The following is a 26123-nucleotide window of genomic DNA, read 5'->3' as shown; positions in this document are numbered from 1 at the left end:
GGTAGGAACATCTATGTGCTGGGGGTTTATTACCGAAAAGGCGAATCTCACCGACCGATTGATCAGTTATCCTCACGTTTTGGATCCTCTTAAAAAGAATTACACTTTTGGAGGAGCTGCTACAGCTGGTGCAGTTATTCAGTGGTTCAGAAATAATTTTGGAACTCTTGAATTGGAGACCCAGAATCGTCTCGGAGTCAGTGCATATTCTTTGCTGGAACTTCAAAGTCAGGATGTCCCTGCTGGTTCAGATGGCCTCGTATTTCTTCCGTATATGATGGGCGAGCGTTCCCCTATTTGGGATAGCAGTGCCCGTGGAACGTTGATGGGGTTGAGCCTTTATCACGGCAAAGGTCACATATATCGAGCCTGTATGGAAGGGGTTGCTTATGCCCTTCGTCATAATATGGAGAGCATCTTAGGAACGTCTGTGAAGCTTGATCCAGAAATGGTTCTTGTAGGCGGCGCGGCGAAATCCTCCCTTTGGACATCTATTTTTGCCGATGTAAGTGGTTATCCAGTGAAAGTCCTTCAAGAAGATGTAGAAGCTCCTCTTGGAGATGCCCTATTGGCAGGTCTTGGTACGGGTGTTTTTGACAGGCCAGAAATCTTGAAGGAGTGGCTACATTTTAAAGAGCCCGTCTATCCAGTAACTGAACATACGGAAGTTTATAATGAGCTGTACTCTGAATATAAGGCAGTTTATCTGGGGTTGCGAGATTCCATGAAGCGCCTTTATAGTGAAGGTAGAGAAGAATAATCAAAAGCGGTGTTTGGGATGTGAAGTGCGCTCAAAAAGTTGGACATAGAATCCAGCAAAAGGGGTGCTGAACAGATGTCCCAGCACCCTTTTTTTATATAACAAATTACATATCCGTTCTCTTATATAGTGGCTCAAAATCAGGTTGTGTTTGCAATTGCCTTTCGTAATCATTAAGAACTTTTACTACGACTCCAGAGAGCAAAAGAATGCCAACAAGATTCAATAAAGCCATTAATCCATTAAAAAAGTCTGCCAACTCCCATACGAGTGGTACAGAACTTACGGCTCCAAAAATAATCATACCTAAAACGGCGATTCGATACGAAAAAAGCAAAGGTCCCTTTTGTGCTTGCGGGAAAAGGTACATTAAATTACTTTCACCGTAATAGTAATTTCCAAGAATAGATGTCCAAGCAAAAAAAGTAAGGGCAATAGCGATAAAAGCTGGCCCCCAAGAACCTAAAGCTGTTTTAAGAGAAAGTTGCGTCAACTCCACTCCAGTTTCGCCACTGCCGAGCTGTCCAGAAATAAGGATAAGAGCAGCTGTAGCAGTGCAAATAATAATAGTATCTGTAAAGACACCTATCATGGCTACAAAACCTTGGCGAGCTGGATGTTTTACGTCTGCTGTAGCGTGGGCATTGGGGGTGGATCCCATCCCCGCCTCGTTAGAGAAAAGCCCTCGAGCCATACCGTAGCGGAATGCTTGAGCCACTGTATGCCCGAGTATACCTCCTGCCACTTGTTTTATTCCAAAAGCGCCTTTGAAGATAGTAACTAAAATGGCGGGTAACTGCTGTATATGGATAATAACTACTACTAAGGCAATAAGAATATAGAACAAAGCCATAAATGGAACCACGACCTCCGCTACGTGAGCTATCCGTTTTAGTCCACCGAAAATAACAACAGCAGTGAGACCTGCTACGACAATTCCCAAGTAGAGTTCAATGTTTCCTCCTTCTTTTACATTAGAGAAAAAAGCTCCTCGCAATCCGGCAACAATAGAATTACACTGAACGGCGTTAAAAACAAAAGGCATAGCGACAATAATGCTTATCGCAAAAAGGACTCCCATCCACCGTTGTCCTAACCCCTTTTCCAAGTAATAAGCAGGACCACCACGATATGTACCATCTTTATTTTTGACCCTAAACAACTGGGCTAGAACGGCCTCTGCAAAAATAGTTGCCGGCGGTTACCCACATCCAAAAAACAGCGCCAGGTCCTCCCGAAACAAGTGCAGTTGCAACACCTGCTATGTTGCCAGTACCTACTTGGGCTGCTAGTCCTGTACATAAAGCCTGAAAAGACGTAATACCACCCTCTTCTGACCTCCTGCTTCCAAACAATACCTTAAAAGTGTGCCCAAAATGGTGGAATTGTGGAATCCATAACCGAATGCTATAAAAAACCCCAGTTCCCAGAAGAAGCCACGTCATAAGCTTCCCCCAGAGAATTCCATTAGCAAATTTAACTACTTCCATCAACACAAGAAACACCTCCATATGTATAACGTTACTGTAGTGCCTTCTTAAGGAAACCTCCTTTGCTTTTATTCGATAAGAAATATGTATGCACAATATAAAGTCAAAATTCAAACTGAGGGTTGATAATAACACCTGTTAAGTTGTGGAACAAGATCGGAGGAGATAATGGCGGGCATTTTTCGAAGTGCACCCCAAATGCCAGCGTTGCGTTTGACATTTGGGGTACTGAATATTCTTTCTATGTCAACCTAATAATTTTTTCCCTATTTCGGTTAAATATAGCTCAGAGAGTTTTTCTTTAGTCGGAACCCCTTGACTATCCCAACCTTTTATTTTATAAGCCAGCTCTAAAAGCCTGCCTTGATCGACGACTTGTCCTTTCCCTGGTTCATCTGGCGCGGGCTCAGTACTAAATCGCTGAGGGAGATAGTCGTCTTTTTTCGAAAATCCCTCGCGAATATTGAAAAGCCGCTCTATATTGATAACTCGTTCGCTTGCTTTAAACAAGTCTATATAGCTGTACTTTCTTCCAGATCCACTGCTAAAAAGCTCTGCCCATGTCCTTCCTTTTATGGCTAGGGTGATACTAGCGAACAAGCATACGCCAAGCAAATTTGCGGCCATAGAGAGCTCTTCAAAAGGCTTGAACCAATCTTTGTTTTCTTCACTGAATGGATCTACACGTTCGGTAACGCCAAGTTCTTCTTCCAGGTAGCCGAAAGCATCGACAGTAGCACCATATGGACGTAAATGGTCTGCCCCTCGTGGAGAAAGCATATGCGATAGAGCTTCTCCCTTACTGCTTCGCACTCCATCTGCGGCCATTTCTTGCCCTTTCACGTGCATAACATATTTCTCTGCGTCCCCTCCGATACTTTGTGCAGCTCTGAGAGATCCCTCTCCGAGGAGAGTGGCAAAATCACCTTGTCGCCTAGCAATGCGTTCTACTATCTCCACAATAGCATCGCTGTTTCCCCATGAAAGAACAAGTCCGTCGGTTTTGTTTTGATCGATAATTCCTTTCTCATACCACTCCATGGCCGTGGCTATTACTTGCCCTGCCGAAATAATATCAAGGCCGAGATCGTTTGCAATATAGTTTGCGGCAGTGATAGAGTAGAGGTCCTTATTCCCCAGTTTTTGCCCAAATGCAGCTAATGTCTCATATTCAGGTCCCGATCCGGAACGACCCTCATATTTCCCTTTTGGAATGCGCGTGAGGCGAACACAGCCAATTGGACAGTTGTAACATCGATCCTGTTTTACCTCCAATTTTTCATGATAGGCTTTATGTCCGAGACTATCGTTGAAATTCGTTGTGGTTCGTTGCCAGTTATAAGCTGGTACAAGACCAAGGCTGTTCATGGCATCAAAGAAAGAAGGGGTACCATATTTCATAAGCTCTTCCCGAATAAAGGCTTCATTGTGAAGTTCTTGTATGGCTTTTTTTACAGCGTTATTAAATTGGTCATTATTATGTATTTGCGTTCGTGCTTTTGTTCCATAAACAGCAATTGCTTTAAGTTTTTTCGCCCCCATTACAGCACCGCCACCCCCTCTTCCGGCAGCGTGTTCGTTCCCAACCATTATGGTTGCAAAGCGCACAAGCTTCTCTCCTGCCTCGCCGATACATGCGATTTCTGCTTCGGGATTCCCCAGTTCTTGACGGATTATTTCCGTCGTTTCCTTTGTAGTTTTCCCCCAAATTTTTTCTGCAGAATGCAGGGTGATCTCATCGTTATTGATTGAAAGATATGTTGGATTTGGAGTTTGCCCATGAACAACAAGCATATCGAATCCCGCCCTTTTGAGCTGGGGGGCCCAAGCTCCTCCCACATTGGAAGCTCCGATGGTTCCTGTAAGGGGAGACTTGAACATAACCACAGTTCGGCCACAACAAGGGGCCTTTGTATCAGTTAAAGGGCCACATGCAAAAAGAAGCTTGTTTTCTGCTGATAGACCATCAATTCCTTTAGCTAAAGATTCAGCAAGATAAATAGCTCCAAAACCTTCTCCTCCAATATAGTTTCGGACCCAATTCTCGGATAAAGGAACTGACCATATTTCCCCATTTGACAGGTCTACATGTAGAATTTTCCCAGCATAGCAGTCAAACATATAGTTCTCCCTCCTTAGTTTATAGTAAGGGATTCCTTTCCAAACGCGGGAGGCGCAGCAGTTTCCCGCTACGCCCTATAGGCTTGAAGCCATGTTCTCTATAGAATGCAGGCTATCAAGCTCGGGATCCTTTCTTCTCGCGGGAATATATATGTATTTTATCCTGAATATTTAAACTTTTACAAGTATCCATTGCATCAGACATGTGATAATGCTGTTTATTTTTTTACTTTCAGGGATATTTCAAAAAATACTACTATGAAATAGAGCGATAAAAGATTTTCTTGATAATTTCTGCACTGAGGGTCATGCACATTATAATGACAAAAAGTGTCCATAAAAGAAAAGAGGGAAGAGGAGAAAAGCCGAAGAGTGTGGCAAGGGGAGTAGCGGGGAAAAGAAGAATAAAAAAGAGTACACCTATTGTGGCTATAAGAAGTTTGAAACCAGGTAGAGATTTGAAAAAAGGTCTCCTGCTCCGTACAACCAATACGACAAGGCAAGCCGAAGCTATGGATTCCAGAAACCACCCAGTTCTGAATTGGGAGATTGGAGTATGGAAAAAGAACAAAAGAATTATAAAGGTAATGTAGTCGAAAAATGAGCTCATAAGGCCAAAAACGACCATAAATTTGCGAATGAAAGATATATCCCATCGTTGAGGCTTTTGGATGAGTTCTTTATCCACGTTGTCCATGGCAATAGTCATCTCTGGTAGATCTGTCAACAGGTTCATAAGTAAAATTTGTTTGGGTACTAAAGGAAGAAAAGATAAGAAGAGCGAGGCTCCAGCCATACTGAACATGTTGCCAAAATTAGCACTCGTGGCCATAAATATGTATTTCATTGTGTTTGCGAATGTTCGTCGTCCTTCTATAACGCCTTCAGAAAGTACGGCGAGGTCTTTTTCAAGAAGTACTATGTCAGCGGCTTCTTTGGCTACATCTACTGCTGTATCTACCGAAATGCCGACATCTGCATTATGAAGGGCTGAAGCATCATTTATTCCATCTCCCATAAACCCTACACTGTTCCCGGATTTTTTGAGGGCCATAATGATTCGTTCTTTTTGATTCGGCTCTACTTCTGCAAATAGAGAGCATTGATTGGCAAGGTGGAAAAGAGCTGCATCACTTATTGATCGAAGGTCAGCACCAGTTATAACGCGAGGTGCAATAATGCCCACTTGTTGCGCTATGTTTTTGACTACATGTGCATTGTCTCCGGAAATAATTTTTAAGGAGATGCCTAGTTCAGAAAGTTTTTGGATGGCTTGAATAACTCCATCTTTGGGAGGATCGTAAAACGTTAAAAAACCTATAAACGTCATGTTTTTTTCGTCTTCTTTTGTGAAATGTATCAAGGAACCAATGTTTTTAATGGCTACGCCTAGAGTTCTTAGCCCCTGAGAGCTTAATTCGTTATACAATTCTATAATAGAAGGCAAATAAGACTCTATAGAAAAGGTGTTTTTCTCATGTCCCATATCTATAGAGCTGCAAATAGAAAGAATTGAATTCACAGCTCCCTTGCTGACAATAAGGTTTTGTTCGTTATATTCCAGAAGTACACTCTGCCTTTTTCTAACAAAGTCGTAGGGTACTTCGTCGTATTTTTGAGCTTCTTTATATGAGATGGGGTGTGCGTTTTTTATTGCCGTGTCAATAGGATTATTGAAGCCTGTTTCTAATGCTGAGTGCATGGCAGCTACGTGCAAGACATACTCTGAAGGAGACCCATCTGGTGCAAGGGCGGTATGAAGCCGTACATTTCCTGCCGTGAGTGTTCCGGTTTTATCACAACAGAGGATGTTCATGCTTCCAAAATTTTCTATAGCTGAGAGTCGTTTGACGATAACCTTACTTTTTGCCATTTTTTTAGCGCCATTGGCTAAATTAACGCTTACTATTGCTGGAAGAAGCTGAGGAATGAGGCCTACAGCCAAGGCGAGAGAGAATAAAAAAGAGTCTAAAACAGGCCTGGAGAGTAAAACATTGAAAGCAAAAATAAGAATAACAAGCAATAATGTAACCTCTACTAGAAAATAGCCGAAACGTCGGATCCCTTTCTCAAAATCTGTTTCTATGGGGCGGATGCGGAGTTGTTGGGCAGTCTTTCCAAACTCTGTTTTTTTGCCTGTATTTACGACGATCCCTCTTCCTGTGCCGCTAATGACGTGAGTGCCCAGGAAAAGGGTGTTTGTTCGCTTGTTCAACGAAGTTTGCGGGGCCAAAAGGAGGGGGATTTTTTCTATAGGGTATGTTTCGCCAGTGAGGGACGCCTCATCTACAAAAAGATCTTTGCTTTCGATGAGAAGACAGTCTGCTGGAATAATATCGCCGGCGGACAGTAAAACAACGTCTCCGGAAACAACTTCCTCTAGGGGGATATTCGTTGGCTCTCCCTGTCGTATAATTTTCGTTTTTATTTGAACCATTGCTAAAAGTTTAGAGGTAGCTTCCTGTGCCCCTTTTTCTTGTTGAAAAGATAAAAAACTGCTTGTTAGCACAATCGCTAAAATTATAAGGGCATCAGAAGGATTATGAAGGAAAAAAGAAATGCAGGCGGCGCAGATGAGAATAAATACGATAGGGGTTCGTAACTGAGCCCAAAAAAGTCGAGTCAGTGTATAGCTTTTTTTAGCTTTAAGTACGTTAGTTCCAAGTTTTTCTCGCCGTTTTTTTGCTTCTTCCCACGAAAGGCCGGTAGGTTGCGTTTCAAGGGCTTTAAAAGCAGTCTCAACACTCCAACTCCAATAGGCATTAGGATCTTCCATTGGAGACCCTCCCTTCTTTGTTGCTTCAAAGGTATATTTCCCTCACAACGCAAAACGATGAAGTGCAGAGTATCTCTAGTATTGTAGTCTTTTAACCTAATCCCCCCCTATGTCCGAAGGTAGATGGCATAGCTACGTAGAGTGTCTCTGTATTGTAGCCTTTTAGCTACGTAGAGAATAGGCGGGAGTATAGTTTTGGCAGAAGGGGAAGAAGTAAAATAAAAATATTTTTCTCAATATTAGGGCCTAGATTAAGAACAAAAATAGTTAAGAATTTTCTGTTTAGTTGCATCATGCTAGATTCATGATACAAATTGATATCCTTTTTGTATATTAATAATATCTCGTAATAAGGAGGCTGCGGCTGATGTCGTTCCAGAAGCCCCTCCTATTATCGTGAGTTCTCCCAGCGAGTCAGATATAAATCGCACGGCTTTGTTTGTTCCGTTGACTGCGTAAAGAGGATGAGAAGAATCTATAGTTTCAGATTGTACTGATAATATCACGTCGTTTCCGGTTTTTCTGGCTTTCCCTATTAATTTGATTCGTTTTCCATCTCTGCGCACCTCTTGTATTTTCCCCGCAGAAATGGTTGTGATCCCTTCAACACATATATCGGAGAGTTTTTTATTTTCTCCCATCAATACATTGACAAGAATTAATAGCTTTATTGCAGTATCCCATCCTTCTACATCTAAAGTGGAATCTGTTTCAGCTATGCCCATTCCTTGAGCTTTCTTAAGAGCGTCTAGATAAGAGGTTCCATTTAATTCCATCTCTTGAAAAATGAAGTTAGACGTGCCATTTAAGATACCCTCTATAGATGATATAGAGGCCCCAGCCATATCGAAAAGGCCAGCATTAATTACAGGAAGAGCCCCTCCAGTGGTGCACCCTATAGCAAATTGTACGTGGTTCCGTTTCGCCATGACGTACAAATCTCTATAAGCGAGGAGAACTGGCCCTTTGTTAGCCGTAACGACATGAATTCCTGAATTGAGGGCTTCTGCGATATGGGTTAACCCAGGTTCCCCTGTCTCCTTATTGGTAGGCGTAGCTTCCACAAGCAAATCCACATCTCGTCGTTTTATAAGGGATTGAAAAGTTATGGCAGGATTGAAGATGAGACTTGAGGAATTAGTGATACCCAAAGGATCATATACTCCGCCTTGACTGCGGATAATGTAGGTAAGAGAAATAGAAATATTTTTCCGGTTCAGTTCCTCTTTTTTTTCTTCCAGAAGGCGAGTAAAAGCTTTCCCTACCCCTCCAAAACCTATAAGAGCAATACGCATGCACTAGCTCCCCCTATCTTCCCCGATTGTTTTTACGTTAACATAAAAAATGGGAAAATCCTAGAAATTATCTCTCTTAAGGTTCTATTGGAAGATAAGACAGATTAATATACAATATAGACGACATAGAAAAAGAAGGGGGGCTATATATGTATAATCGTAGGGGAATGCCGATGAATCCTTATTTAGCTGGAAGTTTGGCAGGAGCGCTCTCTGTCCTATCCACATGGTTTACTGGAAAGTATTTTGGAGCATCGACTTCTTTTGTAAGATCTGCCGGTTTTGTGGAGAAGATTTTTAGCCCTGAGAAAGTAGCCCAAATGCCATATTTTATGAAAGAAATCCCCCAAATAGACTGGCAATTTATGTTTGTTATAGGTATCTTCCTTGGTTCTCTTGTAAGCTCTCTTTTTACTAAAACGTATAGAGTGCAATGGGTCCCCATTACATGGCGAGATCGTTTCGGCAAAAGCTCGTTACGCCGTGCTGTTACCGCTTTTGTAGGAGGTATTATAGCCATGTTTGGAGCGCGACTCGCAGATGGCTGACCGAGTGGTCACGGACTGAGCGGTACGCTTCAGTTAGCTGTTAGCGGATATGTTGCCCTAGCCCTTTTCTTTGGAGCAGGAATTCTTGTTGCTCGTTTATTATATGGGGAAGGTGACAGGTTGTGAAAACAGAGCTTGTTTTGGGGTTGCTGACGGGTTTTATTTTTGGCATATTGCTTCAGCGATCTGAAACTGTTCGTTATGACAGACAATTAGGTGCCTTGAAGCTGAAGGATTTTACCATTTTGAAGTTTATGCTCTCTACTATTACTGTGGGTATGATTGGGACTTATTTTTTATTTGACCTTGACATAGTTAAGCTATCTATTAAGCCTACTGTTTTGGGGGCTTTGCTGCCCGGAGGAATTTTATTCGGAATAGGATGGGCTCTGCTGGGATATTGTCCTGGCACGTCTCTAGGGGCTATTGGAGAAGGGCGACTTGATGCTATTTGGGGAATTTTAGGAATGTTATCAGGTGCAGCTCTGTATGCTGAAGCGTACCCTTTTTTGCAAAGGACGATTCTCGTCTGGGGTGATTTGGGGAAAATAACAATTCCCCAGATTCTAGGTACAAGTCACTGGATTATTATCGGTATATTTGTAGCCCTTGTTTTGATTTTTTTCCGATACATAGAGAGGAAGGGGTTATAAAACCCCTTCCTTATAAAAAGCTAAATTTAACGTAAAGCTCTAAGCCTCTTGACGTGCTGCTACAGACTGAGTTTTATCCTGTGTAATGGTACCGTCTGCTTTTCTCCAGAAAATACCTATGCCAGCAAATGTCATAAGGAAAGCTACGATAGGATTTAGCCAGTTGAAGAAGGCGTAGGGCATAAAAGTGAAAGATCCTACCCCGAGCACATTGCTCATGAAGGCTCCACAAGCTGTCCAGGGGATGAGAGGGGAAGAGATAGTGCCGCAATCCTCCAAAGTTCTTGAAAGCATACGAGGAGCAAGTCCCATCGCTTCATAAGCGGGTTTGAAAGTCCTTCCCGGAACGATAATGCCGAGGAATTGATCGCCAAGAAAGAAGTTGCTGAGGTAACTGGAAATGAGAGTGATTCCCACAAGAGAGTGTACGCTTTTGAGATATTTGCTGAGATGGGAGAGGATGCTTTCGAGAAATCCGCAGCTTTCCATAATGCCTCCAAATGAAAGAGCGCAAACGATGAGAGAAATGGTCCACATCATGCTGTCAAGTCCGCCTCGAGTTAACAGATCATCAACAGCCTTGACTCCAGTTTCAGATTCATATCCATAATGGACGATGGAAATAAGGTCTGATATTCCTTGTCCCTGCATGAAGAAGGCTGTGAGACAAGCGAGAAAAATTCCAATCATAAGAGAGGGGATAGCGGGCCACTTTTTCCAAGCGCTTACTATAATAAAAATAGGCGGGATTAACGTAATAATATTGATTTTATATGTCTGAATCATTGTATTAGAGATGATAGCTATATCCTCTAAGTTTCCTGTATCTCCACTAAAACGAAGGCCAATAACGATATAAATAATAAGAGCTATGATGTATGTAGGAGCTGTGGTCCAGACCATGGCTCGAATGTGGTCAAAAAGTTCACCGCCAGCCACTGCTGGGGCTAGATTCGTCGTATCAGAAAGAGGCGACATTTTATCTCCAAAATAAGACCCAGAAATAATGGCTCCGGCTGTCATGGGGCTGGGGATACCAAGCGCCCCGCCTACCCCCATGAGGGCGATTCCTACTGTTCCTGCGGTAGTCCAGGATGTTCCGGTTGAAACAGCAACAATAGAACAAATAAGCAAGGTTGCAGCAAGAAAGTATCTAGGTGATAGTAATTTTAATCCATAATAGATAAGAGCAGGAACTGTTCCCGAAGCAATCCAGCTTCCTATAAGAAGGCCAACAAGCATAAGGATAATAATAGGTATAAGCGCTAATTGTATACCATTCACAATGCCGTTTTCTACATCTTGCCATGTTTTCCCGAGGAAAAACATAGCTACGGCAGCACAGATCGTGGCGGCAATGACCATGGGAATATGAGCATCAACGCCTAGTTTCATAATGGAAAAACCAATGACGAATGCGCAAAGGGCAAATGTGCCTAACGATAGACCAAGTGGAGCGAGTTGTTTTTCTTTGACTTCTTTTGATTTTTGAGTCATAAGATCCCCCTCCTATTTTTTAGATTACGTAATAAAGCACACATGAAATCATGTCACTGTATGCATCATAGTGTCTAGATATATAATATGTCAATAAGATTCGTGAAAATATGCTTTGAAAAAATTTTTAATAAACGCGAGGATAAAAGAAGAAAGAGCAATAATGATCGGCACTATTAGTAAGGATATGATTGGTTCCGCTATGTAAGGAGACTCATAGGACTGTATTTTTAGTGGGAGATATTCTGACACACATGCATGTTAAAAAGGTTCTATGACAGAGGGACCTTTGGAAACCCCAGTAGAATTTTATAAATGTATAGTATTATTGTTAGATAAAAAGTTGACCAATATTGTAATAAATTTTAAAATAAAATATCAATAATTTGTACTTTATTTAGCAAACACTATTGACATGTTTGCTCATCGGGAGTAAAATTTTACTATACTTGTTTGATAGGGTATAAAGGTTTTGAGTGGGATATAAGAGGTGATTGTAATGTCCTTATTTTTAATTTTGGCAAGTTTGGCGGTAGTATTTTCCCTTTCTATGTCGGACGGTTCGGTAGAAGCGTAGGGTTTTGTTTAAAGTGATATTTAAAGCCAGGGATTTTTCCCTGGCTTTTTTTATTATATTAAGGGGGGAATATACTTCTCTTCTCTTTCTTAAAAGAGGTTTCAATTCAATGTTGACATAAATTAAACTAGGCGTCGAGCTTAAGCAGCTACTGCAGACCGGTATTGAGTGTTGTCATACATTAGACTGGGAGCTTAATGAGCCCCAGTCTTATTACGGTAAGAGAGATAAGGGAAACAAGAATCCATAATGTTATTGCTTTCAGCAATGATCCTCCGCCTATTTTTTTTAGATCTTCTCTAGTGAGACCGGCTCCAACAAAAAAGAGAGTTGTAACCATAAGCTTTTTACCGCTTATAGCCAACAGATGCCATAGGTCCTCCATCCCTGGGAAGAGGGAACGGATCAGAGCTGCAAGAAGGAAGCCAAATAAGAACCACGGCACCTTTGCCTTGCTATCACTTTTGTTAAGCTTCGCCCCTAAAAAAGAAAGGGGTAATATCCATAGGGCACGTGTGAGTTTTATAGTTGTGCCAATAGCCAGAGCCTCTGCTCCGTAAATAGCGGTTGCCCCTACTACGCTGCTTGTATCATGAATAGCCAATGCGGCCCACACCCCGAAGTCAGCTTGATTAAGGCCTATAAGGTGCCCCAAATGGGGAAAGACGAGAAGGGCAATTCCGTTGAGTAAAAAGACCACAGCCATAGCAATAGCGGTTTGTCCCTGAGACGCACCAATAGCAGGAGCCATAGCTGCAATAGCGCTTCCACCGCAAATAGCCGTACCACTGCTGATGAGAATAGAAACACTCCGCTCCACTTTAAATAATTTTCCTAAAACCCAACCTAGAAAAAGTGTTGTGGAAATGCTGAAAAAAGTAATGCCTATGGAAGAATAGCCGACTTTCAATATAACATTAAGCTGCAAACCGAACCCAAAGAGAATAACAGCAAGTTGCAGAAGATATTTTGACAGCATCCCCGTAACTTTTTTGGCAGGATTTCCCCATAAAAGAGCAATGGCACTTCCAAAACAGAGAGCAATGGCAAGAGACTTTGTTAAGAGAGTTAATGCTAAGCTTGTTATGATCCAGAAATATGGAGATTGAAGTATTATCATCAAAGTATAACCCCTTTAAATTATGATAAATTCCAACGTAGATGCAACATACTATAACCAGACTGTATTATTGATTCCAGCTTATTATTATGATAATTTCAATCAATAAAAATGATGAATGAGGTTTAAGTATGGAAATAATGACATTTCGCCAATTAGAAATTTTTGTGCAAATAGCGCGTTATGAAAATTTAACGAGGGCTGCTAAAACACTTTTTATAAGTCAATCAGCGGCGAGTATGGCTTTAAGAGAATTCGAAAGAATTATAGGAGGCCCTGTTTTTCATCGAGTAGGAAGAGGGCTGGTTTTAAATGATCGTGGGCGGATGCTGTTTCCTGAAGCAGAGAAGATTCTTGCTTCAGCTAGAGAATTAGTGGATATGGCTAAAAGTGAAGAAGGAGATTTAACAGGGGAACTTTTCATAGGGTGTAGTACAACTATAGGAAATTATTTTTTCCCTTCGTGGCTGAAGATTTTCTGCGAGGAAAATCCCCAAGTAAAGGTGACTTTAAATGTAGGCAATACTAAAGAAATTGCAAATCTTGTTCGAGAGGGGGCTCTGGATATAGGCCTAGTGGAAGGAGCTATAGACGGCTGTGACTTATATGAAGAAGAATGGCTTCGGGATGAACTGGTGATAATAGCGTCGCCTTCCCATTCTTTTGCTGGGGCTCGTCCCGTGGTTTCTGTAAAAGAGATAGCTAATGAACAATGGATTTTGAGAGAGCGAGGTTCTGGTACTTTGAGTACATTTGAAGCAGCGTTGACTCATAAAAACATTCGCTTGCATAACGTACAAGAGATTGGGCACACTGAGGCTATTAAGCGAGCAGTAGAGGCTGGTATGGGGTTGAGCTGTCTTTCACGTATGGCAGTAGAGGAGGAATTATTAGATGGACGTTTGGAAGAGGTTGCTACGGACCTTATTATAACAAGATGGTTTCGTATTATTTCTTTGCCGGAGCAGTATCGAAGCAGACTTTTTCAACATATGATGACGTGGCTTCGTACTCTTTCTTCTCGCTTTATAAATGAGAAAACGGCACGTTCATAATGCGAGAACGTGCCGTTAAAGTTTCTTTCATTTAAGAAGAGGAAGGATCGCATCCATATCTTTGTCTCCTCGCCCAGAAAGATTGACGAGGATACTTTCCCTCCGGGTAAGTTTGGGAAGTAGTTTAAAAGCGTAGGCTAACGCATGAGAGCTTTCAAGAGCGGGGATGATCCCTTCTTTTTGGCAGAGCAGTTTAAAGGCATCAATGGCTTCTTGATCTGTGACAGACACATAGTTTACCCGACCGCTGTCTTTCAAATAGGCGTGTTCTGGGCCAACGCCAGGATAATCAAGCCCTGCTGATATAGAGTATACATTGGCTGGTTCCCCGTTTTCTTTTGTAAGTACGTAACTCTTGAACCCATGAATAATAGATGGTTTCCCTACAGACAATGTAGCTGCATGCTCCCCAGAGGCCAACCCCTTCCCGGCTGGTTCCACTCCGAACAACTTCACGTCCGAGTCGTTGAGAAAACCTGCAAAAAGACCAATAGCGTTACTTCCACCACCTACACAGGCCAAAGCATAGTTTGGTAATGTACCTTCGCGGTCCAGAAATTGTTGTCTTGCCTCTTTACCGATAATACTTTGAAAATCATGAACCATAGTAGGATAAGGATGAGGTCCTACAGCTGAACCTAACAAATAGAAAGTTTCAGGTCGTTCTGCAAAAGCTTTCAGAGCTGCATCAACGGCTTCTTTAAGAGCTTTCTGTCCTTCCTCTACAGCTATAATTTCTGTTCCTAATACTTTCATACGGGCTACATTCGGGGCTTGGCGAGCTACATCAAGAGCTCCCATATATACAGTGCACTTCATTCCCATAAGAGCCGCTACGGTGGCACTGGCTGTGCCGTGCATTCCAGCACCTGTCTCTGCTATGAGTTCCTTTTTCCCCATACGTTTAGCTAGAAGAGCTTGTCCTAACGCATTATTTATTTTGTGGGCGCCAGTGTGATTGAGATCTTCTCGTTTCAGAAATAGTCGTCCTCCCCCAAAGTATTTTGATATATTTTTACACTCTGTAAGAGCCGATGGCCTCCCCACATATTCTTTTAAAGTCGTTGTAAATTCTTCGGCAAAAGATTGATCATGACGGGCGTCCTCATAAGCTTTTTCCAGCTCATTGAGGCGAGATTGCAATGCTTCCGACACAAAACTACCACCATATTCTCCAAAGAATCCTTTCTTATTCTGTTTCATGAACAATACCTCCCTTGTTTTATATAAAAAAAGGGACCTCTTCCTTTTTGGGAAGAAGCCCCTTTCTTCGAACTCTGTAAAAGATAGCGATAGATCAAAAGAAAAGGGGCTGCGGTTTTTTGCCCCGCAGCCCCTGAAAAATCAGGCCATACCTGCGGCGGCGCTAACAGCGCCACCACCAGAACTTATTGATAGAATTAAAATCTCTGAGATGTTTCATTGTTTTTTTCATGGAGATACCATAGCAATATCCTTAGTGTTCTGTCAAGGGCCCTAAATGATATACTTTTTTAAGTGTTTCTATGGAGGTGATAAGTAATGAAAATACTTGCTCTGTTAGGAAGTCCTAGAAGAAAGGGAAACACAGCAGCGTTATTGGAGAAGTTTGTAGAGGGAGCCGCTTCAAAAAAAGTTGTAGCGGAGACTGTTTTTCTTCACGATTTACATATAGCTCCATGTACAGCATGTAATGCCTGTAAGCGAAAGCAAGGTGCCCCTTGTGTTATTGATGATGATATGAGCTCCTTGTATTCCAAAGTATATGAGGCAGATGTTCTTGTTTTAGCTACACCTATCTATTGGTGGAATATCTCGGCCCAGTTGAAGTTATTTATGGACCGCTTGTATGCAGCGGATTATGAGAAACTTAAAGGTAAAAAAATCTTTCTTGTTATGACTTATGGGGGGGAGTTACCTAATTTAGGTCCAGAACTTGTTGAGAAAATGTATGTTGATATTTGTGATTGGCTAGAAATGGATTTTGGTGGGGTCGTTGGGGCTTGTTCCGAGTTGTTGCCTGTTGCTCAAAATCAGGATGCCTTAAACGAGGCCTTTTCGTTAGGAGCGTCGGTGAAGGGCTAAAAATAACCGTACTGTATAGTGATGAATTAGAGCAGATGCGTGTTTCTGTTTGAAGAAGAACAGTGGTAAGACCGCTCGAAAGGATCTCGTTAGATCGTTCATTTTCGAGCGGCCTTTTATAACCATAAACGCTATCGTTGCTCATTCTTTAAAACCTCTCGATAGGCGAAGGAAAGTCCCTCAAAATCAAATTCATTTTCCTTGGGATCGTATCTTTTGTCTATTCTAGTCAGAGAAGCTTTTTTTTCATTTGATTTCGCCATGATAGTTATCTCCTTTGTATTTTCTGTTTCTAACATTAAGCCACGTGAAGCACTCGAAGAGCTTTCCCTTCATGTCTGCCAAGGGCTTCGGGATCTTCTATTCGTACGTTTACTCGAATGCCTAGGTTCTCTTTCAGAACGCAAATAGCCTGTTCCATTAAGAGTTTCTTTTCTGTTTCAGCAAGAAGGTTTTGGGATTCACAAACAACTGTTAGATCGGGCATACCATTACGGTCACAGACTTCAATGCGGTAGTGAAGAGTAATCCCCCCTACATGGGCGAGAGCCACTTCTACTTGAGAAGGAAAAATATTTACGCCGCGAATAATGAGCATGTCGTCATTTCTTCCAGCGACACGATTGATGCGTTTCCCTTTTTGTCCGCATGGACAAGGCTCCGTGCGCAGCGACGAAAGGTCTCTTGTGCGATACCGAACAAGGGGGAAAGCTTCTTTAGTCAAGGTCGTAACAACCATCTCGCCTAAATCTCCATCAGGAAGAGGGGTGCCTCTCTTGGGGTCTATAGTTTCTATATAAAAATGCTGTTCATTAAAGTGCATGCCTTGTTTTTCGGGACATTCCATCGCTACTCCAGGCCCCATAATTTCAGATAGTCCATAAGAGTTTATAACAGTAACCCCTAACATATTCTCTATCTGCTCTCCTAAATCTTCAGTCCAAGCTTCTCCCCCGAGAATGGCTAATCTCAGGCGAAGACGAGCTCGAAGATTTTCTTTCTCTATACGCTCTGCTAAGTAGAGAGCATAGGACGGGGTGCTAGTAAAGACAGTGGTTCCAGCATCTTCCATGAGGAGGAGTTGTCTATCTGTAAAACCTCCACCAGAAGGAATAACCATGGCACCTAATTGCTCTGCTCCATAATGAAAACCGAGAGCCCCGGTAAATAGGCCGTAACCGAGAATAATTTGGAATACATCGCTAGATCTTACGCCAGCTGTTTCTAGACGTTCTGCCATGCATTTTCTCCACATGTCTATATCTTTTTGAGTGTAAGGAACGAAGGTAGGTTTTCCTGTAGTGCCTGAAGAAGCGTGAAGTCTTACAACCTGTTCTTTGGGACATGCTAGCATGCCGAGAGGGTAGGAGTCTCGTAAATCCTGTTTCGTGGTAAGGGGGAGTTTTTTAAAATCGTCCATAGATCTAATGTCTTCTGGAAGAATATTTAATTCTTCCATTTTGCGCCTATATAAGCTATTAGAATCCCAGACCCTTTGTACTACGCGTTGAAGTTGCTGCAAGACTTGTTCCTTAATATCATCCATTTGTTATCTCCACCTTTTCTTGTAGTTAAAAGCATAAAAAAAGGGCCAAGCTCCCTATGAGTAGGGAACCCGGCCCTGGTAAAAGCCAACACGCTCTAGGCGTCGGCCCTCCAGTAGGGTCCCACGCTGGCGTAATAATATCCCAAAAAGCAGTTAGAAGAAGCAATCTTTTGCAATTTCAACATCTTGATTAGATCCTCCAAACTAGCTGAATATTGTTAAAACTTATATCATGGAAAATTATAGAAGTCAAATAGACTTTTATCACACACAAACAGTCTGTAGAGTGAGATAGTATGATAAAAAATATTTTAACGACGTTGCTAATCCTTTCAAAGGGAGAGAAGGAGTTGACCAAAACTGATGAATAAATTATATGTGTCTATTAACAAGTTACCCCCCCTTTTTATTGTGCTCTTTTGTGTCGTGTCTCTTTTTATTTTTGCTTTTCTTATTGTTTGCTCAGCAGAAGCTAGCGGAGCAGATAAAAATGTTTCTGGCCTAGAATTTATGAGTCAGAGCCCTTTTTGTACTATTTCTAGGGATTATTCAGAGCGCCTTATAAGTGAAGAAAAACAAATGGCATGTAACCGTTATTTTGATGAGAAATTTTTCGCTCCATGGTCCCAAGATAAACCTGTCGGGGGTGTAGATTTGCTGCTTTGGGGATTTCGGGCTTTTTCCAGAAGAAAAGTTTTTGGGGAAAATCGGCAGCCTCGATCAAGGGAATGGTTTGGAGTTCAGCATGATAATGCTTCTATTGAATCTTTTGGTACTCTCAATCGTAAGGCCATAAGTGTGGAAGAGGCGGACCTGCGAGTTTTCCCTACACAGGATCCTCTTTTTTATTCTTTCGATGAGCCTGGAGAAGGGTATCCCTTCGACTACCTTCAAAACTCTACTGTTCAACCAGGAGAACCCCTTTTTGTCTCTCATATCTCAAAAGATGGCATGTGGGCTTTCGTTAATGCCTCCACTGCTTCTGGATGGATGGATATACGTCGTTTGGCTTGGATTTCAGAGGCTCAGATTGAGGAATGGAAAAAACATAGTTTATGTGTAGTAGTGAAAGATAATGTTCCTCTTCTCGATAGTGAAGGAGTTTTTTATGCTCTGTCTAAAGTGGGAACTATATTGCCTATTTCCCGAGACAGAACTTTGGCAGATTGCTACGAGGTATTAATAGCCATTCGAGGAAGCGGGGGAAATGCTCTTTTCAGGAGCGTGTCTTTAGATAAAAAAGCTGCTGTTGCCAAACCTTTTCCCATGACAAAATGGAACGCCGCTTTTATTGCGTCTCAATTTATAGGGGAGTCTTATGGGTGGGGCGGATTAAATTTAAAACGAGATTGCAGTGCCACAACTCGAGATTTTTTTACAGTATTTGGCATTTGGCTTCCAAGAAATTCAAAAGCTCAGGGGCAAATAGGGCAAAAAATAGATGTACAAAATCTTTCAGTATGTCTAAAGGAAAAGCGAATAAAAGAAGAGGGCATTCCTTTTCGTACTTTAGCGACTATGCCAGGGCATGTTATGCTTTACATTGGAGAGTATTATGGCATGCCTATTTTCCTGCACAACGTCTGGAGATTTCGCTTTTTAGAGGAAGGGAAAGAATATTCGCATATTGTGGGAAGGGCTGTTATTACTCCCTTAAACCCAAGAATAAAAAGTGAAAAAGGAGAGCTTATAGAGACGAGAATAGGAGAAAGGGTATCTCATTTTGTTATTTTAGGTGATAAATAAGATAAGCCGCTCTGGGGATAGAGTGGCTTATCTGAAGGGGAGATCATGAGGCGTTACTGTAAAACTATTTCCTTGTTCAACATGTTGAGAATTTCATATGTGAGAGTTCCGAAAGTAGGGTCAGATCGCTTTCGAGGCCTTGGTATATTTATGTTTATAATTCTTTTTATTTCACCTGGCCTGGCACTCATGAGAACAATTTTATCGGAAAGAAACACTGCTTCATCTACGCTGTGAGTTACAAAAAGAATTGTTTTTTTATGAGCTTCCCATATGCGAAGGAGTTCTTGTTGAAGCAAAATTCTCGTATGAGCATCTAATGCTCCAAAGGGTTCATCCATAAGGAGCACTTCAGGATCATTAGCCAGAGCCCGCGCTATAGCGGCTCTTTGGCGCATCCCTCCAGAAAGCTCATGGGGGAAAGCTTTCCCAAATTTCTCAAGTCCCACAAGTTTAAGGTACTCCATACTTTTCTGCTGTTTTTCTTCAGTGGATTTTCCTGCAAATTCCAAACCAAGGCCGATATTATCGAGTATATTACGCCAGGGGAAAAGTGAGTATTCCTGAAAAACCATCCCACGCTCTCTTCCTGGACATGAGATTAACTCCCCTTGGTAAGAGACTTCTCCGGAAGTTGCTTTTTCTAGGCCAGCTATAATGCGCAACAGTGTGGATTTGCCACATCCAGATGGGCCTACTATACAGACAAAATCATTTTTCTGTATTTCGAGGTTAATATCTACAAGTGCACATATTTTTTCGCTCTGACTCGTAGAAAATGTTTTTCTGAGACTTCTTACGTGGATAATTGGTATCATAATTCTCTCCTATTTAGCTACATGCTGCCAAGCAAATCTCTTTTCTTCCATATATCTAAATCCAAGATCGAGCAGGGCGCCAATAACGCCAATGCAAATCATACCTGTAATGACGATGTCGACACGAGCAAGCTCATATGCGTGAGTTATAAGATATCCCACGCCAGACAAGCTTCCGGGTAACATTTCGGCGGAAACGAGACAACTCCAAGCAGAACCTAACCCGGTTCTCATGCCGTTCATTAAAGTAGGAGCAGCTCCAGGAAGAAGAACCTTCTTAAAAATATCTGTTTTCCCGGCACCGAGTACGCGGGCAGAATCAATATAGGTTTGGGGAACGTTTTTTACAGCATGGATAGCACTAGTAATAATGGGGAAGAAAGCTCCCAGAAAAATAATATAGACCATGGATAATTTAAAATTACTGAGATACACGTACCAAGGACCCTGTCGAACACCAAAAAGAGTAGCGAAGCTGGATAATCCAAGCCAAGCCAAAATTAAAGGGACCCAAGCTATAGGTGGGACTGGACGGAAGAGGCCTATAAATGAATTAAAAAAATAGTATACTTTGTTGTTGTATCCCATAAGAATGCCAAGGGGAAGAGCTATGAATACTGCAGTTATATATCCAAGGAGTACACGAATAAGGCTAACCGCAATATTTGTCATTAGAGAGCCAAGACCTATAAGGCTTTCTTCAGGAGCGAGAAATTGTTTTAAAACATCCGTCGATGATGGAAGAATCATGGGATTAGCAACATTATTAGCAAGGAGTCCCCACATGAGCAAGACTGAGAAGGGTAAAATAAGAGAAAATCCGGTTTTGATGGCGAATTTTTTCATTTCAATCACTCCTGTTTTTTCTTGAGAATGAGGGGGGATCCCCCCTCATTCTTTTATTTCACTTTGTTAATAAAGCTAAAGTCAAAGAAAAAATTCCGTATATCATTAAAATCTTTACCCTTCATTTCGCCATTAAACTTGCCGAGATCGTTTAATACGTCTACGTACAATTTAACCCCTTCCATCCATTTCTCTGTAGGAGTGGTTGTGAACACAATGGTAGCTGCTTCTACAGCTTCTTGTGGAATACCAATAATATCAGCATTTATTTTTGCAGCTTCTCTTCTGTTTTCCATAGCCCAATTGGCACTGTTGTGGAGGAGTTGTGTCAGTGCCTGGTAGATTTCTGGATGCGCTTTAATAGAGTCCTCCCGTGCGGCGAGCGTACAACAGGGGAAATCGTACCACTGACCTTGTGGAGGAAAGTCTTTTAGGTTCAACACGATCTTTCCTATTCCTTGAACCTCTGCTGTTTCAGGATAGTGAGACGGACCGACCCATCCATCTACCTGACTTCCTGTAAAAGCTGGCAATAAATTTCTTGACCCTTTTAGATCTACAAGTAAAACTTCAGCATCAAAGTCATTCGGATTTTCTGTCACTTTCAAACCAGCTCTCTTCAAGGCTGTTTCGAGAACAACGCGTGGGGCACTGGCAGGAGAATGATACCCTAAGCGAACTGGAGTTTTCGATTCCTTAATATATTTTTCTACAGCATCCCATCCGTAAAAATCTGTCTTTGGGGGGAAAACAAGACCAATCCCATCTACGTGAATTGGACATAAAATTTGTACGGGCGTTCCCTGATCGCGGGCAAACATCATTCCTGTTATAGAGTTGACGCAGCAATTGATTCTTTTCTGACCGAGTAGAACAGCTGATTCAGAGCTCCCCTTTGTTACCACCATTTCAAGAAGTGCTAGTTTTTCCCCGTTACTATAAAGTTCATATTGCTGTTTTTCTACAAGAGGTTTCAAATAAACGCCACTATCTTTAAAAGCTTCTCCTCGAGCTGTAGCCACAAGAAGAGCTCCCGCATGAAGATCAAAATCCCATGCAAAGTGAATAATAGGGACTTCTTCTGCAGCATAAAGAGGGACGTTCATAAAAAAAACAAATAGGGCAATTACAAAAACAAAGGATGACAAGCACACGCCGTGTGCTTTTAAAGAACGTAATTTCATAGGATAGCCAACCTCCCTAATAATGGAATAAATCTTATTACTTTTTATCATGTGCATGCACTATTGAATATTACCATTGAGTTCTTGTGAAATCAATACTAAAGTTTAATAGAAATAGAAAAGGGAAAAGGTTGGCTTGTAAGCTATAAATTTATAGCTCCAAGTCTTTCCTCATAGACCCGAAGAGGTTGCACTCTACAATTACTGTTATCTTTTTGGGGGTTAACGTAGAATCTATTTTAAAAATATCTTTTTGTCCGCCGAACTCTTTTTGATCGGTATACGTTCTTTCCTCTAGAAGTTTCCCTTCTACCTCAATACGAATTTTTTTAATAAAATGGCGTTGAGGATTATCTACGAAGTGAGTTACATATACTAAGAGTGTTTTATTTACATCATCCCATTCCAAAATAATGCTTTGTGGTGGGTGAGCAAAAATAATAGAAGGTGCCCACATCAAAAAAATCGAAAATATGATAAACTGAACAATCTTTTTCATTTGCAGCTTTTCCTCCTTTGCCTCCCCTTTTGTTCAAGAAATCTAAATGATAGATAACAGAGAATTATTTTATAAAAGATTTATGCGACCGTGGTTTCATGAAAAAAATCAGACTTTTTGTTATTGTATTTTTAGTTTTTTCTCTCGTCAATAAAAAACAGAAAGTCTTCGGGGGGATATTTGGGGGTAGAAGAGAGAAGAGGAAGGAGAGGGGGAGTTTTATATATGTCCATAAGGCCAGTAGGTTTGTTTTATGTTTATGCTGGAGCTGGGCATAAAGCGGCTGCCGTCGCTTTACGAGAAGTTTTTGATGAGAGGCACGTTTCGAATGTACTTACCGATATTCTTGTCTTTTCAAATAGGTTCTTTAAATGGGTCTACAGCAGCGGGTACGATATTATAAGCGAGCATGCTCACCTTGCTTTGAAGGGAGTATTTCGACTTACTGATCAATCTAGAGGGGACAGCAACGTTGTTCAATTTATTGATTATATGAGTATGCTTAATGTGGAGGGATTTGTTCAGTATATGCGGGATAATCCTTCAATGACTGCTATATGCACTCATTTTTTCCCTGCCAATGTCTTATCTAACCTTAAAAAAAATGGAGTATATAAAGGGAAACTCTACGTGGTGGTTACGGATTATGGCTTCCATAAAATGTGGTGCAATGAAGGTGTAGAAAAATATTTTGTAGCCAGTTCTGTAGTAGAAAAAGGTCTTTTATCTCTTGGTGTAGAGAACGAACGGATTTTAAAGACAGGCATACCTATAGAACAAAAATTTCTAACCGAAGTGACAAAAAAAAATATTTGGAAGAATCTATGTCTGCCCCAATCCCGTTTTACCTTGCTCTTTGTAATGAGCGCTATCCCCGATATTCATGTTACACGAATACTTGAAAAGTTGTTTCGTTCGAATATGGAAATGAATCTTATTCTTATAGCTGGTAGAAATAAAGATCTCCTTGGAAAGTTAGAACACTTTAACTCGAGCGAAAAAATTTCCTTAAAAAAATACGGTTTTGTGGATAATATGAATGATTTTTTGTCTGTTGCTCACCTTATTTTGACAAAGCCAGGAGGGCTTACAATTAGTGAAGCCTTAGTCAAAAAAGTTCCTATATTGATGTTTGATCCCATCCCTTATCAAGAAACCGAAAATGCCAATTATATAGAACAACAGAGAGCTGGAATATTGGCTAAAACAGAGGAAGAGGTGGCGGATATAGTAGAAGAACTTTATGACCAACCTTTTAGATTAGAAGATATGCGAGGGCGGGCTGGAACTATATCTTACCCTCATGCAGCTTCTCATATAGTCGACTATATCTTGGGAGAAGGCATATGAATAAAAAGGAGGCTTTTTATGCTTATGAACCATTACTCTATTCTACTTAATGGTTTTATTGTACTTGTCTCTTTTTTAGACGACTTTACTTTTATGGGCTTATTTTTCCCAGGAACAGTTATTTTAGGTCTCGTTGGTTTTTTTGCTTCAAGGTGGAGTTCAAATTTCCATGCTCTTTTTGTTTGTGCCTTGCTGGGTGCTCTGATGGGTGACAGTGTTAGCTTTTTATGGGGAAGACTTTCAGAGAAAGATATTGTGAGGAAACGTTTTCTTGTTGTGCGTTCTCTTTATCAGAAAAACCGCTTATCTTTTGAAAATAACAGAAAAAAGGCACTTCTCTTATCTAGATTTATGGTTCCTAAAGGCATATTTATTTCTTTTATCGCCGGGTTTAAAAAAATGCCACCAGTCCTTTTTTTGCTATGGGATTTTATAGGGACTTTTTTATGGGCGGGAAGCTCCCTTTATGGTGGTGTAATGATAGGAAGAGTTTGGCAGATAGTAGAAGTTTGGGGTACTTCTATATGGTTTTGGATTGGTGGTTTTTGCCTCCTTTTCTTTTTGTTTCATATGGTAAAAAAATTTATGCTGCTATATGGTGAATATATATTGAGGTTTTTAAAAGATATAAGGATAGCTGCGGCGAATGCCATAAGGAAGAACCCTGAGATAGAGCAGTTCGTCGAAAATCATCCCCATCTTTTAAGTTTTATACAGAGGCGTTTTGATCGACGAGTTTTTAGTGGATTGCCGCTTACCGTTCTTTCCATTTCGTTTTTCTACATAGTGATCCTTTTACTCGGCATTATTGAAGACGTTGTTACTTCAGAGCCTGTTTTTGCCGCCGATATTCGTATAGCACATTTTGTTACCTTGCTTCGTCATCCCTTTTTAAGTCGTATTTTCTTTTGGATTACCCTACTAGGCAATGCTTTTATAGTAATAAGTTTGGCTTTTACTTTAAGTCTGATTGCATGGTTTTGGGGGAAGAACAACTTTATCTTGCCTTTATGGTTGACCTTAGCTGGAAGTCAACTTTTTACTACATTAGGCAAAATGGCTTTCCATCGTCCAAGGCCAGATGTTGCTATGTATCTGGAGCATTCTTTCTCTTTTCCAAGTGGCCACGCTTCTTCAGCTGTAGCTCTTTATGGCTTTGTAGCCTACGCGTTAATACGGATTACCCATGAATGGAAAAAGAAAGTAGATATTTTTTCTGGAGCACTTCTTGTTGTTTTAGCAATCGGTTTTAGCCGTCTTTATTTTGGAGTACATTATGCAAGCGATGTTTATGGTGGGTATTTAATCGGTTTAATGTGGTTGATTATTTCAGTGAGTTTTTTAGAGCAAATTTCGGCAGGAAGTCAAAAATTGAAAAAACATTTTTCTAAACACGCTAAACGTTATTCCTGCCTCAGCGGTCTCTTTTTCATCGTGTTTTATGTATTAATGGGATTCTTTTATTATCCTTCAAAAATAACTATTTTAAAAACGCCTTTGCAAGCTCCAAAAGTGATGCATTTTGAAGAAGCGCCTTTTTTCACGAGCGATTCTTTCCCTTGTTGGAGTGAGACAATAACGGGGGGGCGGCAGGAGCCTATTAGCTTTATATTGTATGTTGAAGATCCTCAACATTTAATAACTATTTTCAGAGATGCTGGTTGGTTTGTTGCCGATAAGGTTAATTTTATTTCTTTATATCGTGTGGCTTGGTCAGCACTCTCTAATTCTGAATATGATACAGCTCCAATGACCCCATCTTTCTGGAATGAGGATGTTAATGATTTAGGTTTTCAAAAACCTACAGAAAAGAGAAGTGTTCGTAGAAGACACCATGCTCGTTTTTGGAATACAGGTTACGTGTCGAAGGAAGGTAACTTTTTATTTGTAGGAACAGCTAGTTTTGACAGTGGCATTAAATGGGGCATTACTCATCATATAGAACCTAATATTGACTCAGAAAGAGAATATCTTTTTCAAAACCTTCAGGATTATGGGCATGTTAGCCAGTTTAAGAAAATACAACTTGTCGACCCAGTTTTAGGTAAAAATTTTATAGGAGATCCCTTCTTTTCCGATGGAAAGGCCTATATTGTATATCTTTCTCCTTGACTGGAGTACCTTAAGCGTATCGAGATGGTGGCTTCTCTTAGTGGTGACTATCTAGTAGTAAATAAT

Annotated in this window: 22 protein-coding genes and 1 riboswitch; of the genes, 8 read left to right on the top strand and 14 right to left on the bottom strand. The window is 41.0% G+C overall.

Going from position 1 to position 26123, the window contains the following annotated elements; genetic code table 11:
• A partial coding sequence (locus tag B3L97_RS03560; protein ID WP_286934040.1) for an FGGY-family carbohydrate kinase occupies positions 1-760 on the top strand: 760 nt, incomplete at its 5' end.
• A 106-nt stretch (positions 761-866) separates the two neighbouring features.
• On the opposite strand, the gene B3L97_RS03555 is transcribed toward B3L97_RS03560, so the two are convergent.
• The 5 genes from B3L97_RS03555 to B3L97_RS03540 form a co-directional block, all read right to left on the bottom strand.
• Positions 867-1922, bottom strand: coding sequence for an alanine/glycine:cation symporter family protein (locus tag B3L97_RS03555; protein ID WP_334103975.1), 1056 nt, complete (start codon positions 1920-1922; stop codon positions 867-869).
• Complete coding sequence (locus B3L97_RS10030; RefSeq protein WP_334103978.1) at positions 1915-2250, bottom strand: alanine:cation symporter family protein; 336 nt, start codon at positions 2248-2250, stop codon at positions 1915-1917. The genes B3L97_RS03555 and B3L97_RS10030 overlap by 8 nt, the downstream gene beginning before the upstream one ends.
• Positions 2251-2496: 246 nt before the next feature.
• Entirely contained in the window at positions 2497-4371 is a 1875-nt protein-coding gene (locus B3L97_RS03550; RefSeq protein WP_286934032.1) for an aldehyde ferredoxin oxidoreductase family protein, read from the bottom strand.
• 16 nt (positions 4372-4387) lie between these two features.
• A riboswitch (molybdenum cofactor riboswitch) is annotated at positions 4388-4510 on the bottom strand.
• 117 nt (positions 4511-4627) lie between these two features.
• Positions 4628-7147: a magnesium-translocating P-type ATPase gene (gene mgtA, locus B3L97_RS03545; protein ID WP_286934029.1), complete on the bottom strand. Its 2520-nt coding sequence runs from the start codon at positions 7145-7147 to the stop codon at positions 4628-4630.
• Between the two features lie 302 nt (positions 7148-7449).
• Complete coding sequence (locus B3L97_RS03540; protein WP_024822713.1) at positions 7450-8442, bottom strand: homoserine dehydrogenase; 993 nt, start codon at positions 8440-8442, stop codon at positions 7450-7452.
• A 149-nt stretch (positions 8443-8591) separates the two neighbouring features.
• Between B3L97_RS03540 and B3L97_RS03535 the strand changes: the two genes are divergently transcribed.
• A complete protein-coding gene (locus B3L97_RS03535; RefSeq protein WP_156923387.1) occupies positions 8592-9116 on the top strand; it encodes a YeeE/YedE thiosulfate transporter family protein in 525 nt (174 codons plus the stop codon).
• Positions 9113-9643 (top strand): YeeE/YedE thiosulfate transporter family protein, encoded by a 531-nt coding sequence (locus tag B3L97_RS03530; protein WP_024822711.1) that lies wholly within the window; start codon positions 9113-9115, stop codon positions 9641-9643. Before B3L97_RS03535 ends, B3L97_RS03530 begins: the two co-directional genes overlap by 4 nt.
• Positions 9644-9682: 39 nt before the next feature.
• On the opposite strand, the gene nhaC is transcribed toward B3L97_RS03530, so the two are convergent.
• Positions 9683-11140, bottom strand: coding sequence for a Na+/H+ antiporter NhaC (gene nhaC, locus B3L97_RS03525; protein ID WP_024822710.1), 1458 nt, complete (start codon positions 11138-11140; stop codon positions 9683-9685).
• A gap of 758 nt (positions 11141-11898) precedes the next feature.
• Entirely contained in the window at positions 11899-12837 is a 939-nt protein-coding gene (locus B3L97_RS03520) for a YeiH family protein (RefSeq protein ID WP_024822709.1), read from the bottom strand.
• A gap of 131 nt (positions 12838-12968) precedes the next feature.
• Here B3L97_RS03520 and B3L97_RS03515 point away from each other — a divergent pair, with 131 nt between their 5' ends.
• Positions 12969-13892 (top strand): LysR family transcriptional regulator, encoded by a 924-nt coding sequence (locus tag B3L97_RS03515; protein ID WP_024822708.1) that lies wholly within the window; start codon positions 12969-12971, stop codon positions 13890-13892.
• A 27-nt stretch (positions 13893-13919) separates the two neighbouring features.
• Here the strand turns inward: B3L97_RS03515 and trpB are convergent, their stop codons facing one another.
• Entirely contained in the window at positions 13920-15095 is a 1176-nt protein-coding gene (trpB, locus tag B3L97_RS03510; protein ID WP_024822707.1) for a tryptophan synthase subunit beta, read from the bottom strand.
• Positions 15096-15413: 318 nt separating this feature from the next.
• Between trpB and B3L97_RS03505 the strand changes: the two genes are divergently transcribed.
• Positions 15414-15956: a flavodoxin family protein gene (locus B3L97_RS03505; protein ID WP_024822705.1), complete on the top strand. Its 543-nt coding sequence runs from the start codon at positions 15414-15416 to the stop codon at positions 15954-15956.
• Positions 15957-16087: 131 nt separating this feature from the next.
• On the opposite strand, the gene B3L97_RS03500 is transcribed toward B3L97_RS03505, so the two are convergent.
• The gene (locus tag B3L97_RS03500; RefSeq protein WP_274532067.1) at positions 16088-16219 is read right to left on the bottom strand and encodes a hypothetical protein; all 132 of its coding nucleotides are present in this window, start codon (positions 16217-16219) and stop codon (positions 16088-16090) included.
• A 35-nt stretch (positions 16220-16254) separates the two neighbouring features.
• Positions 16255-17502, bottom strand: a complete 1248-nt coding sequence (locus B3L97_RS03495; protein ID WP_286934026.1) for a phenylacetate--CoA ligase family protein — start codon at positions 17500-17502, stop codon at positions 16255-16257.
• Positions 17503-17865: 363 nt separating this feature from the next.
• Here B3L97_RS03495 and B3L97_RS03490 point away from each other — a divergent pair, with 363 nt between their 5' ends.
• A complete protein-coding gene (locus B3L97_RS03490; protein ID WP_286934023.1) occupies positions 17866-19248 on the top strand; it encodes an SH3 domain-containing C40 family peptidase in 1383 nt (460 codons plus the stop codon).
• Between the two features lie 53 nt (positions 19249-19301).
• On the opposite strand, the gene B3L97_RS03485 is transcribed toward B3L97_RS03490, so the two are convergent.
• The 4 genes from B3L97_RS03485 to B3L97_RS03470 form a co-directional block, all read right to left on the bottom strand.
• Positions 19302-20066, bottom strand: coding sequence for an ABC transporter ATP-binding protein (locus tag B3L97_RS03485; RefSeq protein ID WP_286934019.1), 765 nt, complete (start codon positions 20064-20066; stop codon positions 19302-19304).
• A gap of 9 nt (positions 20067-20075) precedes the next feature.
• Positions 20076-20912 (bottom strand): ABC transporter permease, encoded by an 837-nt coding sequence (locus tag B3L97_RS03480; protein ID WP_286934018.1) that lies wholly within the window; start codon positions 20910-20912, stop codon positions 20076-20078.
• Positions 20913-20965: 53 nt separating this feature from the next.
• Positions 20966-22096 (bottom strand): ABC transporter substrate-binding protein, encoded by a 1131-nt coding sequence (locus tag B3L97_RS03475; protein WP_286934017.1) that lies wholly within the window; start codon positions 22094-22096, stop codon positions 20966-20968.
• Positions 22097-22247: 151 nt separating this feature from the next.
• Entirely contained in the window at positions 22248-22595 is a 348-nt protein-coding gene (locus B3L97_RS03470) for a hypothetical protein (protein ID WP_024822699.1), read from the bottom strand.
• Between the two features lie 225 nt (positions 22596-22820).
• Between B3L97_RS03470 and B3L97_RS03465 the strand changes: the two genes are divergently transcribed.
• The gene (locus B3L97_RS03465; RefSeq protein ID WP_286845982.1) at positions 22821-23945 is read left to right on the top strand and encodes an MGDG synthase family glycosyltransferase; all 1125 of its coding nucleotides are present in this window, start codon (positions 22821-22823) and stop codon (positions 23943-23945) included.
• An 18-nt stretch (positions 23946-23963) separates the two neighbouring features.
• Positions 23964-26057 (top strand): LssY C-terminal domain-containing protein, encoded by a 2094-nt coding sequence (locus B3L97_RS03460; protein WP_286845980.1) that lies wholly within the window; start codon positions 23964-23966, stop codon positions 26055-26057.
• Positions 26058-26123: the final 66 nt, after the last annotated feature.

The organism is Aminobacterium sp. UBA4834, from assembly GCF_002400205.1.
In the GTDB taxonomy this organism is placed as follows: Bacteria; Synergistota; Synergistia; order Synergistales; family Aminobacteriaceae; genus Aminobacterium; species Aminobacterium mobile.
The sequence above is the reverse complement of the archived record's forward strand: the minus strand, read 5'-3'. Positions and strand labels throughout refer to the sequence as shown.